The sequence below is a fragment of the Rathayibacter sp. SW19 genome, from assembly GCF_030866825.1.
GTDB classification, from domain to species: Bacteria; Actinomycetota; Actinomycetes; order Actinomycetales; family Microbacteriaceae; genus Rathayibacter_A; species Rathayibacter_A soli.
In genome coordinates, this window is the sequence record NZ_CP133020.1 from 2,893,518 (window position 1) to 2,906,885 (window position 13,368).

Here is a 13,368-nt window from a genome sequence, read left to right on the forward strand (position 1 = left end):
ACGGCACCGTCCCGGGAAGTCGTCTCGCCGTACCGCGTGTCTCACCATTCCATTCGGGGGTTCTGAGGCACCCTGGACTCGATTCCCCAGCATCCGCGGCTGAGCGCGACGAGTTCCGGCGGTGAGGCCGGCTGGGGCTGAGCGAGGTGATCGCGCAGGCCGGTTCGCGACTCGCCTTGCCGCTGCGGGGATCGATCCGGTCGCGGGTCAGGCGGATTGTCTGATCCGCGTGCGGGAACCAAATCCAGGTTTGCACGCGCTGCACCGTGATCTGCCACGTCGTCGTGCGGCCATGGCCCTTCGGTCTCGGCGTGTGTTGCGGGGACAGGACCGCCCAAGTCTGCGACGCGATCCGCGTTGTCCCGCAGGCCCGGCTGGTTTGTCAAGTGTCGAGTTTCATAGAGGGTTGTTTGGTTGGTTTTGATGAGGGTCGGGGCCGCCTGGGTGACGGCGTGGAGGGCTTCGTATTCGGCGAGCGGGATGTGTCTGAGTTCGCTGTGGAGGCGCCGGCTGTTGTACCAGTCGATGTATTCGGCGACCGCGATCTCGAGGTCGTCGATGCCGGCCCAGGGGCCGCGGTTGCGGATCAGCTCGGCCTTGAACAGTGAGTTGAATGCTTCGGCCATGGCGTTGTCGTAACTATCTCCCTTGGAGCCGACCGAGGCGACGGCCTCGGCCTCGGCGAGGCGTTCGGTGTACGTGATGGCTCGATTTTGCACCGCGCGGTCTGAATGATGGACGAGTCCGGACAGGTCGGCACCTTCGCGCTCACGCCGCCAGATCGCCATCTTCAACGCGTCCAGGGTGAGGTCGGTATACAGCGACGTGGCCACCTGCCAGCCGCCGACCATGCGCGAGAACACGTCGAGGACGAACGCGGCATACACCCCTCCGGAGAACGTGCGCACATAGGTGATGTCGGCGACCAAGGGCCTGTTGACCGCGGGTGAAAAGAACTGCCAGTCGACGAGGTCTCGCGGCCGGTCGGTCTCGGCCGCCAGCTTCGTGGTCCGCGGCCCCTTGGCCCGCAGCAGTCCACGCAGTCCATGCGCTTTCATCAGCTGGCGCGCGGTGGACTCGGCGACCTTCTCACCTGCCCGTCGCAGCGCGGCGGGCATCTTCCGCACCCCATACACGTCTTAGTTCTCCTTGTGGATTGTGATGACCTTCTCGGTCAGCTCTTGGTCTCGGACACTGCAAGCCGAGGGCTCGCGGGCCTTGGCGGCCTAGTACGTGCTCGGGGCGATCTGGGCTGGCGTGTCTTCCAACGCCCGGGAGATCGGCTCGACCCCGAACCGCTGCTTGTGCTCGTCGATGAACTCGACGCGCACGGTCACCGGGATGGGCAGTTGAGCTCCGCCGCGAAGAAAGCCGGCGCGGACTTGAGGATCTGGTTCGCACGGCGCAGTTCACGATTCTCTCGTGCCAGCTGCGCGATCCGCGCCGAGTCCGTGGTCGCCGATCCGCCCGTACGCGCCCACCCGGGTCGCGGGGTCCTTACGCGCCTCGACGGCCAGACGCGTCACGCGCTGACGAAGCTCTGCAGGGTACTTCCGTTGTGCTGCCATCTCAGGGACATTCCTTCCGGGTAATGCTCCCCTCAATCAAACACGACACGGGTCGGTTCGCTTTGACGGTGAACACCCCGAGAGCGCGGGGGTGTCGCGTGGTTCGGCTTGCGGGTGGTCAGGTTAGATTTCAGGGTGAGCGGTCTCTGCGACCGTTCGGCTTCCAGTGTTCGTTCAGGACCGCGGCCGCGAACGCGGGTCAAAAAAGGGTGGTCCTCTGGTTCTTAACCCCCACGAGTATCGGATGATCTGTTGTGCTTTGCGGGGCCCGCGAGGGTCTGTGGTCGAATGCACGAGATTATAGCCAGTGCAATTATCAGACGATTTCTCACAGTTTCGTATTCTGTGGTAATTCGTGGTTAGGCTGGGCAAAACTGACACGTTGCTGTGCTATGTGGTCCAGCTTCGGCTATTTGGTGAGGCGGGGACACTGTGATTCTTTCGACGAAGCGTGTACAAGTGCGGGCAGTTTGCGTGTTCGGTTTGGCGGTGGCGATTGGTTTCGCGTTCGTGCCGGGCAGTGCCCGGCCGGCGCTGGCTGCCGAGGCGGCGGTCGGACTTGGCACGGCGGAGAGTTTTGCTGTGCTGGGCGGCACGACCGTGACGAACACGGGAGTAAGTGATCTCAGCGGTGATCTTGGGGTCAGCCCGGGTTCGGCGGTCACCGGGTTTCCTCCCGGCATTGTGGAGAACGGCGTCATTCACACCACGGACGGTGTCGCCGACACCGCCCAGCAGGATGTCACGACGGCGTATAACGATGCCGCAGGCCGCTCGGCCACTGCGCTGGCCAGTGTGGATCTTGCAGGCCAGACTTTGGGCCCGGGCGTGTACTCCGCCCCCACACTGAGCCTGTCCGGGACGCTGACACTGGACGGGGATGCCAGTTCGGTCTTTATCTTCCAGGCCGGTTCAACATTGATCACCGGCACGAGCAGCCATGTCATGCTCACCGGTGGGGCCAGCCAGTGCAACGTCTTCTGGCAGGTCGGCAGCTCCGCCACCCTGGGGACCGGTTCGGTGTTTGTCGGGACCGTCCTGGCGCTGACCTCGATAACTGCTAACACCACCGCGGATGTGCAAGGTCGACTGCTGGCCCGAAACGGTGCAGTAACACTGGATACCAACACGGTCACGCGACCGGCCAACTGCACGACCGGCAGCGGCGGAGGCACCACCACGGCGGGCACGACCACGGCCGGCACGACCACGGCCGGCACGACCACGGCCGGCACGACCACGGCCGGCACGACCACGGCCGGCACGACCACGGCCGGCACGACCACGGCCGGCACGACCACGGCCGGCACGACCACGGCCGGCACGACCACGGCCGGCACGACCACGGCCGGCACAACCACGGCCGGCACAACCACGGCCGGCACGACCACGGCCGGCACAACCACGGCCGGCACAACCACCGGGACTACGGTCGGGACTACGGTGGGTACCACTTCGGCGGGGACGACCACTGCCGGGTCCAGTTCAGCGGTGACGATGACAGCGGGTGCGATGACGGCGAGTGGGTTGGCTGATACGGGGCTTGATAACGTGTGGCTGGTTCCGGCGGTATTGCTCTTTCTGGGTTTGGGCGGCGGATTGTTCCTCGTGGGTCGTGCTCGTAAGGTGCGTTAGGCGGCGGGTGCCGGGCGCACCTGGTGTGTGTGCGGTTGCGGGCATTCTGACCCCGTCGCTGGAGGAGCGGTTGATGCTCCCCAGCGGATAATGTGCGGGGTTGTCGGGGTCGACGCCGGTATCCGGTGAGTCGGTGCAGAGGAGGCGGGTTTGGTAAACACCTCTGGACGGCCCGGCTCGCAGCGCCATCCTCGTGCGTCGCGGGTGATGGTGGTGGTTGTTGCTTTGGTCCTGGGTTGGCATTTCTTCTTCACGTATACCTGGGGTACTTCTTCTATCGCGCTGCGGGCTCTGATCGGGACGAGCCTGCTGAATGGGTATATGATGCCGATGTTCACGCAGGGGTGGGCTGTGTTCGCACCGAACCCGGGTTCAACGAATGTGAGCCTGCAGGTGCGGGCGATGCTTCCTGCGGCACAGGGGGCCAGTGCGTCGTGGGCCGGTGCGCAGCCGACCGGATGGTTCAATATCACCGGTAGTGACACGGCACAGTTCGTGCGTGATCACCCGGCGCCGAGCCGCATGTATTTGAACAATTACATTCTCGGCGACCGGTTCCATGGGGCTTTTCTGGCGATGAATGCGGGTGTGCGGGAGGTTGTTGGTAATGATTATTTCGGGGCGCACTGGTTGGACAGGCTGAAGACTGATTTGACCCGTCACCCGAACCCGGCCGCCGACAGTTACATCCAATACGAGCAGACGGTCACCGGGCTGGCCACGGCCATCGCCCGGCAACGGTGGGGTAACACCATCACCGCAGTGCAGGTGCGGACGGTTTCAACCCCGCCGGTGCCCTTTGATGAACGGTTTGAGAAGGTCAAGGAGGTTCCGTCGTATTTCGTTGAGGGCTGGCGTCAACCATTGGATGTGCCGGGCCTTGACAGTGCGGTCATTCATGATTTTTACGCGAAGCGTGGTGGCTCGTGATGGCCGCGGCGGATCGGATCTCCGGCGTCGCAGCGCGCACATACCGTGCCGGGGAGGCGTGGCTGATTGACGCGAAGCGGGCCACGTATGGTGTGGCTGTGGCCCGGATCGGCTACGGCGTGGTCGTGGTGGGATTCGTGGTTGCGAATTTTCCTGTGCGCGATTTCATTTGGGGTCCGGGATCCGGCTGGGTCAAACCGATCCAGTATCAGACCGCCTGGTCCTTCCCGTTCGACTTCTACAGTTCGGCGGATCCTGAGTGGTTGTTCACAATCAAGTTCCTGCTGTTAGGTGTTGCCGGCCTGGCCTTGTTGCTGGGCTGGCATTCCCGGATCTCCGCAATCGTGACCCTCTACCTGTACATCAGTCTTGTCTCCACGAACCCGGTCGCCTACGACCAGACCGATAATGCGTTTCGTATCCTGCTGTTCTATTTCTGCTTCACCGATATGTCAGCACGCTGGTCGTTGGATGCCCGGCGCCGGGCTCGCAGAGCTGCCGTGTCTCCTTCAGCGCGGAGGCTGCCGGTATGGTTTCCGACGATCCTGCACAACGGTGCGCTTGTCGCGGTGGCCCTTCAACTGTTCATCATCTACGGGGTTGCCGGCATGGCGAAGGTCGCCGGATCCCAATGGGCAGACGGCACGGCCGTCTATTACCCGTTGCAACTGGATTCGTTGGATCCCTGGCCGGGGCTTGCCCAACTTGTGACAGTCAACCCGCTGGTCGTGAACATTGCCACCTATGTGTCGGTTTACGTGGAGGTGTTCTTCGCGTTCTTGCTGCTGACGCGTTGGACGCGGATCCTCGCGTTGTCCGGGATCCTCAGCATGCACGTGGGGATCGCCGTGCTGATGGGGCTGCCCTTCTTTTCACTGTCGATGATGGCCGCCGACGCGATCTTCATCCGCGACCGCACCTACGCGACCGCGCAGCGATACGTGCACGAACGAATACGCCCCCGGTTCACACCCCGACATCGAACCCCGCAGCCAAAACCCAGCAACCGGCCGAGCGGGAGTACGACGGGCATCGCGAGATAGGCCAGCGAGAACAGTGCGTGCGAACGATCCTGTGACACGACGCCGCTGATCCACAGTGCCGGGTCGCTTTCGTCCATCCGCACGAGATCGCCCGAGTGCAACAGCGGACGCTGTGTCTTGCAGGGCGCAATGCACTCACCGAGCTCGGCGAATTCCGCGTCGGTGGCCTGAATGTGGGGACCTGGGCAGCGATTACGTGTTCGTCAATTTGTGGGCTGGACCGGTCGGGAATGCGTTGTCCTACCGGGCTGTCTACGATTTTGGGTGGGCCGGATTTGGTTTGGGCCCGTCGGCGGCGTCAGGCTGACGATGTTCGGATGAAACGAGCGGCCCGGCGGGTGATCGTGACGGATCACGCCGGGCCGTTCTGACACGGGCCGCGCCCCAAACGTTCCGGGCGTGGTTGTGACGGATGCGGCACATCGTGCAGTTCGGCTTGCAGTTGCCAGAGGGTGACTTTCAGTTCTTCCCGGATGTTTCGATAGCGTTGGTCGAGGTAGACGTTGTTCAACTCGTCCGGATCTCCCTGCAGATCATAGAGTTCCCATTCGGGCGGGTAGGTGAGCGCCGATGAACCGGGCAGGCCCATTCCGTCGTTGTAGAAATAGATGAGCTTGTACCGGTCGGTGCGGACGCCGTAATGCGCGAGAGCGTGATGATTGATGTCATCATTCTCGAAGTAGCGGTAGTACATGGCGTCCCGGGTTGGGGCATCGGGCCGGTCGGTCAGTTGTGGCCAGAAGCTGACTCCTTGCATCCGCGGGTGGGCGTCGAGACCGGCGCATTCGAGGATGGTCTGCGCGAAATCGACATTGGTGACGATCTGGGTCAGTGGCTCCCTGACGGCCGGGATCCGGGCCGGGTAGCTCATCAACAGCGGCATCCGCAGCGCCTCGTCGTACATGAACCGCTTGTCGAACCATCCGTGGTCGCCGAGGAAGAAGCCCTGGTCCGAGGTGTACATCATGAGCGTGTCGTCGAATACCTGATGTTCGCGCAGCCAGTCGATCACGCGTCCCACATTGTCGTCGATCGATGCGATACAGGCGAGGTAGTCCTCCATGTAGCGCTGATACTTCCACAGTGCTGTCTGTTCGTAGGTCAGCTCTGCCGGCGGGTATTCCTTGAGGTCGGTCATCGTGAGATCGTCCGCGACCCGCATGGCCGCACGATGAGCCGCCGAGGTACGGGTTGCATAGTCGTCATCGAATGTGGCCGGCACCGGGATCGGCTCGGAGTACATGCCCTTGTGTTTGTCATCGGGCAGCCACGGGCGGTGCGGTGCCTTGTGATGCACGAGCAGGCACCAGGGCTCATCGTCGTGAAGTGACTCGAGCCAGTTCAGCGAGAGGTCGGTGATGATGTCCGTGGCGTACCCGTCCACGATCTCAACGCCGTTTTCGGTCAGGATCTGCGGGTTGAAATACTCGCCCTGATCGCGCAGGACCGCCCAGTAGTCGAAGTTCTGCGGGTCGTGTCCGGCTCCTTCCCCCATATGCCATTTGCCGACGATCGCCGTGTGGTATCCCGCATCCTTCAGTTGCGAGATGAACGTCGGCTGGCTCGCATCGATCGGAGTCTCAAGTGTCGTCACACCGTTGATGTGACTGTAGGTACCGGTCAGGATCGACGCCCGCGACGGAGTGCAGATGGCGTTGGTGCAGAAGCAGTTGTCGATCCGCCGCCCGTGTGCGGCGATTTCGTCGATGCGCGGCGTCGTGTTCACCACGGAGCCGTAGGCCCCGATCGCGTGCGAGGCGTGGTCATCGGTGAGGATCAGAACGATATTCGGCCGACGTTGTGTGTTGCTCATCAGTCCTTCTTGTCAGTCTTGTCGGTGATTCCGGAGGCGATGCGTTGGAGCCGGGCGCGCAACGGCTCCAACTCGGCCAGGCTGGCGACCAGTCCGCCGTAGCGGGATGTTGCAGTCCAACGCTGCGCATGTTGGGCAAGGATCTGCTCCAGCCGATCCAACCCCGCTCGCGCCTCTATCGGGGTCGGATTGGTCTCCGCGCCCAGACCCGCCGCGATCAGGTCGACGGCGAGGAGCGCGGTAACGATCACGAATTGCAGGTCGGCGACCTCGATATCCCCACTGGCACAGGCGGGTTGGGCCAGACCCAGCCGCATCGTCGACTCGATCAGCAGCTCCCTCACACGGCGCACCGCGGCCGGTGGCGGGGTGTGCTTTGCGGGCAGTCGTCCGCCGCTCTGCAACAGGACCCACAGCGGAGACGTGTTGAGTACCGGGGTCTCAAGCAGTTCGGGGATCCGACCGACATCGCAGAGCACTCGGGCGAGCACACCACTGGCGTCATCGAACACACGCCGGCTCAACACCCCGGGCAGGTCGATCGACCGGTTCGTCGCCAGCGCCCAGCTGAACGCGCCGCCTGCGATGATCGGCGGCACGGAGACTATCGGCGGGTCCCAGTGGCCCTGATTTCCCCAGGAGGTGACGAGGTAACCGTCGCCACCGTTCTCAAGGCCGACCTCGGCGGCGTCGACCAGGTTGAGCATCGCTTCGTCGAGCCTGCCGGTGACGGATCTCCACGCGTTTGTGCCCGGGGCCACCCAGAAGGGGATGCCCGCGTCGATGAACGCCCGTCCGCGGTCCCGGAATCCCTCGGTGAGGTCTCTGATCACGATGCCGTGCGCAGCGTGCCCGGCCTCTTCCTGCCGGTCGTCCTGCGCGACCAGGTTCTGCATCATGGTAGGAGAGTTGTACATCCAAACGATCGGGATGGATCCGGCCGGCATCGAATCCAGTGCTTCGGGGTGATGCCCGGCGACGTCGGCCCAATACTCGACCTGGTAGCCGCGCTTTATCCACGGCGCCATCACGGCGCCGACGTAGTCGGTGTACACCCTCCCGAGCCCGTCCGTCTCGGCACGCTCGCGGCTGGCACCCTGGCCCAGCTCCCACGGTTCGTCGCAGCCGATGTTGATGCGGCGGTGACGGAACAGCGGCACGAGTTCTTCGAGCAGACCCGAGACGAATGCCACGTTCTCGGGCGTCGGAGCCAGCGTGGTCGGCGGCAGCACCTCACTGACCAGGTTCACGCCCTCCGCGCTCTCCGCCCGATCCAGGTAACGCGGGTGCGCTAGCCAGCGTTCCATGTGGCCGAGACAATTCTGGTTGGCCACCCGGGCGATCCCCGAGGCTTCGCACAGCGCATCAAGCCACCGTACGTCGTCGGGGGTGATCGGCGAGGACGACTCCCACACCTCGGCGTGACCGGCATACGCGAAGGTGTGCTCGGTGTAGAGCTCCAGTTGGTTGTATCGCGCGGTCGAGAGCACCCCCACCAAACGTCGCAGCGAGGACCGGGTCGGAACACGGCCGCGGCTGATGTCCAGCATGTAACCGCGTGTCGCGAAGTCCGGCCAGTCATCGATCCGGAGAGCCGAACGGTCGAGGGCGCCGGTCTCGCGCAACTGCCGAACCGTGTCAAGCCCGTAGCCGAGCCCCGCCCCGTCTGCATGACACAATTCGATGGAGCCGTTGACGGCTGTGATGCGATAACCCTGCCGGTTCAGGCTTGAATCGTGCACGACCGACACCGGTGCGGCGAAACCGGCCGGCGCTTCTGCTGCCGATGCGGTGGTCGACTGCGGCGCCGGGAAGAGGTCGAGCTCATCAGGGTTCCACTCGCTCATCCCTTCACCGCGCCGGCGATCATGCCTTTCGACATCTGGTTCTGCACGATCAAGAAGATGATGATGACGGGGATGGCGATCGCGGTCGAACCGGCCATCACGCCACCCCAGTTGGTGCCTCGATTGGCGCTCTGGAAGGTCTCAAGCCACAGCGGCAGCGTCGTCTTGTTGCTGTTGGTGAGCATAACCAGCGCGAGAGTGAACTCGTTCCACGAGACCAGGAAGCCGAAGACACCCGTGGCCACGAGGCCGGGGCCGAGCAGAGGAAGTGTGACTCGGAAGAAGGCGCCGACGCGGGTGCATCCGGACACCATCGCGGATTCCTCGAGTTCGACGGGCACCCCGTCGACGTAGCCCTTCAGCATCCAGGTGATGAAGGGCAGCACGGTTCCCGCGTAGAGGAGGGCGAGGCCGACGGCAGAGTTCAACAGGTTCCAGGCGTCGAGCATCTTATACTGCGAGATGAAGATCGCTTCGGTCGGGACCATCTGGATCACCAGCACGGTGACGATCACCCAGCGGCGCCCGCGAAAGCGGAACCGGCTCAGCGTCACGGCAGCCAGGCACGCAGAGACGAGCGCAAGGGCGACCGCGGCGATGGTGACGGTCAGGCTCATCCGCAGCGACGACCAAAAGTGCGGGTCGGTGAATACGCCTCGAAACGCGTTGAAGTCAGGTTGGGAGGGGAAGAACGTCGGAGTGTCGTTGAGCAGCTGACTGTCTGGCAGCATCGAACTGTTCACCATCCAGTACACCGGGAACACCCAGAGGAGACCGATGGCCACGGCTGCAGCACTCCAGAGCCAACGGCCACGAGTGACGGCAGGTCGCCGACGGTTGCGAATCAGACTCATGCGAGGTCCCCCTGCTTCAGTAGTGTGCGCATGTACTGCCAGGTCATCAGCAATGCGATACCGAGCATGATCAACGCGAGTGCAGAAGCCTCGCCGTAGTTGCCCTGTCCGATTCCAACGCGGTAGACGAAGGTGCCGAGCACGTCGGTCGACTGGGAGTTGCCGCCGGACTGCTGCAGGACATATACCTGTGTGAACACGCGGAAGTCCCAGATGACCTGCAGGATTCCGATCAAGAACAGCATCGGCTTGATGATCGGCAGCACGATATAGCGCAGCCGGTTCCAGAATCCGGCACCGTCGATGGATGCGGCTTCCAAGGTCTCTTCACCGACCTGGGTCAACGCCGCATACGTCGTGATGGTGACCAGCGGCATGCTGCCCCAGAGAACGATCACTCCGACGATCGCCAGGAACACGAATGGATTGGTCGCAAGCCAAGGGTATCCCTTGAACTGGGTGAAGCCCATGTGCACCAGAAGATAGTTGAGCACGCCGAGCCGGGCGTCGAGAATCCACTGCCAGACGGTGAGGCTGGCGATCGCGGGCATCGCCCAAACCAGCATCAGGCACACGCTCAAAAAGATACGGGCGGCTGGTGCGGCGCGTTGCATCAGCACGGCCATGCCGATGCCGATGGCCATGGTCAGCGCCGCCACGATCAGACAGAATGCGATCGAGCGTGCTAAGACAGCCCAGAACTCGGTGTCGCTGAGGACTGTGGCGTAGTTGTTGAATCCCACGAACGTCGCGGGTTGTCCGAACTGTTGGGCGAGTCCGTACTTCTGGAAGGACATCACCACCTGCCGGTACAGCGGATACGCCAGGGTGATGCCGATCACCACCGCGGGCAACGCGAGCAGGGCCAGTGGCGCAAGCAGCTTCACGCGGCGCCCCTTGCGCCAGGGCCGCCCCGTGCGTCCAGACCGCCCGGTCGGGGCGGCACGTTGATCCCGTCGCCCCTGGTCGAGTATGACTGTCATGAGAATCCTCGTTCTGATCTGACAGGGCCGTCGGCGTTCGAGCCGACGACCCGGTCGCGCGAGTTACTCGCGCTAATTGCTCGCGTTGAGTGTCTGCGTGATCGTCGCATCTACGCTTTTGGCGACGGTCATCGGGTCCTGACCCTTGGCGATGGAGGTGTAGAAGTTAGGCAGCAGATTGTTGGCCCCGGCGATTCCCCACTGCGGCGTGTTCGGGGTTAGCGTGGAGTTCACAACGGCAGCCTTCGCGGCCTTGGCGAACGGGCCGGTCAGCGCGTTGGCATACGTCAGGTTGCCGGGCACCCAGCCGCCGTCCTTCGCCATCAGCGACTGAAAGGTCTTTCCCATAATGATCTTCAACGCGGACTGTGCCGCAACCTGGTTCTTCGATGCGGCTGAGATACTCACATTCGAACCGCCTGCGAAGGTTTTACCGGCTACTCCCGGCGTGTTGGACGGGAAGGCGAACATGCCGACCTTGCCCGAGCTCATCAGGTCCGGTGAGATCTTCGTGGAGACGTTGAGCGTGCCGACCATCATGCCGACCTTGCCCTGGTTGAACAGGTTGTACATGCCATTGGCCGCCACCGTGCTGTCCATGCCGTAGCTTGTGTCGTGCGCCCAGATCTCCTGCAACTGGGTGAGAGCGCGCTGCGAGTCGGCGCTGGTCAAGTCGCCCACCCACTTGCCGTTCTTCTTGACCGCGTAGTTGCCCCCGTTGGCGAACAGCCAAGACTCAGCAGCATGCACGTCGTTGGCAGAAAGGTAGATGGAGGAGAAACCCGGCACTTTCTCGGGGTTGGCGGCCTGCAGCTTGGCGATGTCCGTCTGCAGCTCGTCAATCGTGGTCGGCACCGAGATGCCGGCCGCCTTGAACATGTCCGTGCGGAAGTAGACGCTGCGCGAGCCGGCATACAGCGGAACACCGTACAACTTGCCGTCCCAGGTCGCCGAGTCGATGAAGCTCTGCACCAAGTTCTTGCCGCCAAGTTGGCTCTTCACGCTTGAAATATCACTGAATGCGCCGACTGACGAGAAGGTCGAGGTTTGGGTGTTGCCCGTCTCGACGATGTCGGGAGTCTGGTCCTTGCTCGGCAGGCTGGTCTGCAGCTTCTGCGCGATTCCAGCCCACTGCTGCACCTGAACCTGCAGCGTCGAGCCCTTGTTTTCCTTCTCGAACTGACTGACGAGAAAGTCTTGGGCCGATTGGGGCACCGAGTCCTGCATGAACCACACTCGGATGTTTGCCGGTTCCGGTTTCGCGCTCGTAGCCGCACCGGCGCCGCCCGACGCGGAACAGCCGGCCACGCCGGCGATCAGTGCGAGAGCAGCACCGGCTGCAATCGTGATTCTGGTCATCTTCATTGATCTGTTTCCTTCTGTGTTGTGACGGGTTTCTTCGTGGGGAGGATGCTGCGTCCGTGGGGCGGACGCGCTTGGGTCATGCTCGCCTTTTTGTTAGGCCAGCACGAACGACGATGGGCGACGGGTCCGCTTCGGAATATCCGGCCAGTAGTGGGGATTGGTGGAAAAGCGCTATAAGGGCCCCCAGTGCACCGGCATCGTCGCCGAGACGCGCTCCCCTGATCACCGGCCGGTTTGGGAGCATCGGCAGCAGTTCGTAGCCGATCACACTTCCGGCATGCTGAAGCACGGCGGGAGCGGCCTCGATCAGATCCCCTGCCAACACGATCTCGGACGGATTCACGGTCACGGCCGCGGCGCCGAGGACACGCCCGATCGCGGTCGCGCTCTCACGCAGGACGTCTGAGGCGATCGGATCATCGGCGGCGACGGCGCGACGAAGGTCCTCGATCGAGGCGATTGACGCGCCCGCCGCCCGGCACTTGTCGAGCACGGCGGGGAGGGATGCGACCGTTTCCAGGCATCCTCGCTTGCCGCAGTGGCAATCGCGGCCCGCGAGGTCGACCGTGACGTGGCCCAATTCGGCGGCAAATCCGGCCGCGCCGGTGAGCAGGCGCCCGCCGGCGATTATGCCGCCACCGATGCCGTCGGAGATACGCAGGTAGAGCAGGTTCTCGGTCCCGGAATGCCGGCGCCAGCTGGCTTCGGCCAGGGCGGCGAATCGGTTGTTGTTGTCCATTGTGACCTGGGCGCCGAACCGTTCCGCGAAGCTCGCGCTGACCAGGTCGCCGGCAGACTCATGTGCGTCCTGTCTAGGGTCGCCGACCGCGCCGGCCTGCGGCGCTAGCGGGCCTGGGAATCCGATGCCGATGCCGCGAAGCGCACCGTAATGCGTGCCTGTCGCATCACTCAAGCCCTGGATGAGCTCGAAGGCCGTCGTGATGCGCTCGGGCCACGCCGCACCAATAGGGTAGCGAAGGCCGCCGGAGGCGATGATGTTGTGTGCGGCGTCCGCCACTGCCACGTGCACCCGGCCTCGCCCGAAATCGACACCCATGAACTGCCCGGCTTCTGGGTCGAGTGCGAGCCGTTCGGCAGGGCGCCCGCGCCCTACACGGGAAGCGGCATCGGTCTCGGCGACGACGATCGCACCCTGCTCGAGGAGGAGGCCCGTGAGGTCGGACAGAGTCGTTCGCGAGACGCCGACGCGCGCGGCGATCTCGCTTCTGCTGAGGGCACCGTGCCGGCTCAGAACACGCAGAATACGCTCGGTGTGCCGGCGTTGGCTGCCGATAGCGTCACTGTTCTGCTGAACCATACGGTGAAGCGT

The 13,368-nt window shown here is 63.6% G+C and carries 11 protein-coding genes; 3 read left to right on the forward strand and 8 right to left on the reverse strand.

Features of this window, described 5'->3' with window-relative positions; all coding sequences use genetic code 11:
- Positions 1 to 41: 41 nt before the first annotated feature.
- Together QU604_RS13440 and QU604_RS13445 are read right to left on the reverse strand one after the other, a co-directional pair.
- Positions 42 to 1,136: an IS3 family transposase gene (locus tag QU604_RS13440; protein ID WP_308465138.1), complete on the reverse strand. Its 1,095-nt coding sequence runs from the start codon at positions 1,134 to 1,136 to the stop codon at positions 42 to 44.
- Between the two features lie 273 nt (positions 1,137 to 1,409).
- Positions 1,410 to 1,568, reverse strand: coding sequence for a hypothetical protein (locus tag QU604_RS13445; protein ID WP_308465139.1), 159 nt, complete (start codon positions 1,566 to 1,568; stop codon positions 1,410 to 1,412).
- Between the two features lie 489 nt (positions 1,569 to 2,057).
- Between QU604_RS13445 and QU604_RS13450 the strand changes: the two genes are divergently transcribed.
- The 3 genes from QU604_RS13450 (at position 2,058) to QU604_RS13460 (ending at position 5,176) form a co-directional block, all read left to right on the forward strand.
- Entirely contained in the window at positions 2,058 to 3,203 is a 1,146-nt protein-coding gene (locus tag QU604_RS13450; RefSeq protein ID WP_308465140.1) for an ice-binding family protein, read from the forward strand.
- Positions 3,204 to 3,353: 150 nt separating this feature from the next.
- Positions 3,354 to 4,133: a DUF5819 family protein gene (locus tag QU604_RS13455; RefSeq protein ID WP_308465141.1), complete on the forward strand. Its 780-nt coding sequence runs from the start codon at positions 3,354 to 3,356 to the stop codon at positions 4,131 to 4,133.
- Entirely contained in the window at positions 4,133 to 5,176 is a 1,044-nt protein-coding gene (locus tag QU604_RS13460; RefSeq protein WP_308465142.1) for an HTTM domain-containing protein, read from the forward strand. Before QU604_RS13455 ends, QU604_RS13460 begins: the two co-directional genes overlap by 1 nt.
- Positions 5,177 to 5,528: 352 nt before the next feature.
- Here the strand turns inward: QU604_RS13460 and QU604_RS13465 are convergent, their stop codons facing one another.
- From QU604_RS13465 to QU604_RS13490, 6 genes are all read right to left on the reverse strand, one after another.
- The gene (locus QU604_RS13465; RefSeq protein ID WP_308465143.1) at positions 5,529 to 6,989 is read right to left on the reverse strand and encodes a sulfatase family protein; all 1,461 of its coding nucleotides are present in this window, start codon (positions 6,987 to 6,989) and stop codon (positions 5,529 to 5,531) included.
- Positions 6,989 to 8,836 (reverse strand): family 20 glycosylhydrolase, encoded by a 1,848-nt coding sequence (locus tag QU604_RS13470; RefSeq protein ID WP_308465144.1) that lies wholly within the window; start codon positions 8,834 to 8,836, stop codon positions 6,989 to 6,991. The genes QU604_RS13465 and QU604_RS13470 overlap by 1 nt, the downstream gene beginning before the upstream one ends.
- Positions 8,833 to 9,690: a carbohydrate ABC transporter permease gene (locus tag QU604_RS13475; RefSeq protein ID WP_308465145.1), complete on the reverse strand. Its 858-nt coding sequence runs from the start codon at positions 9,688 to 9,690 to the stop codon at positions 8,833 to 8,835. The genes QU604_RS13470 and QU604_RS13475 overlap by 4 nt, the downstream gene beginning before the upstream one ends.
- Positions 9,687 to 10,673, reverse strand: a complete 987-nt coding sequence (locus QU604_RS13480) for a carbohydrate ABC transporter permease (RefSeq protein ID WP_308465146.1) — start codon at positions 10,671 to 10,673, stop codon at positions 9,687 to 9,689. Before QU604_RS13480 ends, QU604_RS13475 begins: the two co-directional genes overlap by 4 nt.
- A 72-nt stretch (positions 10,674 to 10,745) precedes the next feature.
- The gene (locus QU604_RS13485; RefSeq protein WP_308465147.1) at positions 10,746 to 12,038 is read right to left on the reverse strand and encodes an extracellular solute-binding protein; all 1,293 of its coding nucleotides are present in this window, start codon (positions 12,036 to 12,038) and stop codon (positions 10,746 to 10,748) included.
- 76 nt (positions 12,039 to 12,114) lie between these two features.
- Complete coding sequence (locus QU604_RS13490; RefSeq protein WP_308465148.1) at positions 12,115 to 13,356, reverse strand: ROK family transcriptional regulator; 1,242 nt, start codon at positions 13,354 to 13,356, stop codon at positions 12,115 to 12,117.
- Positions 13,357 to 13,368 lie beyond the last annotated feature (12 nt).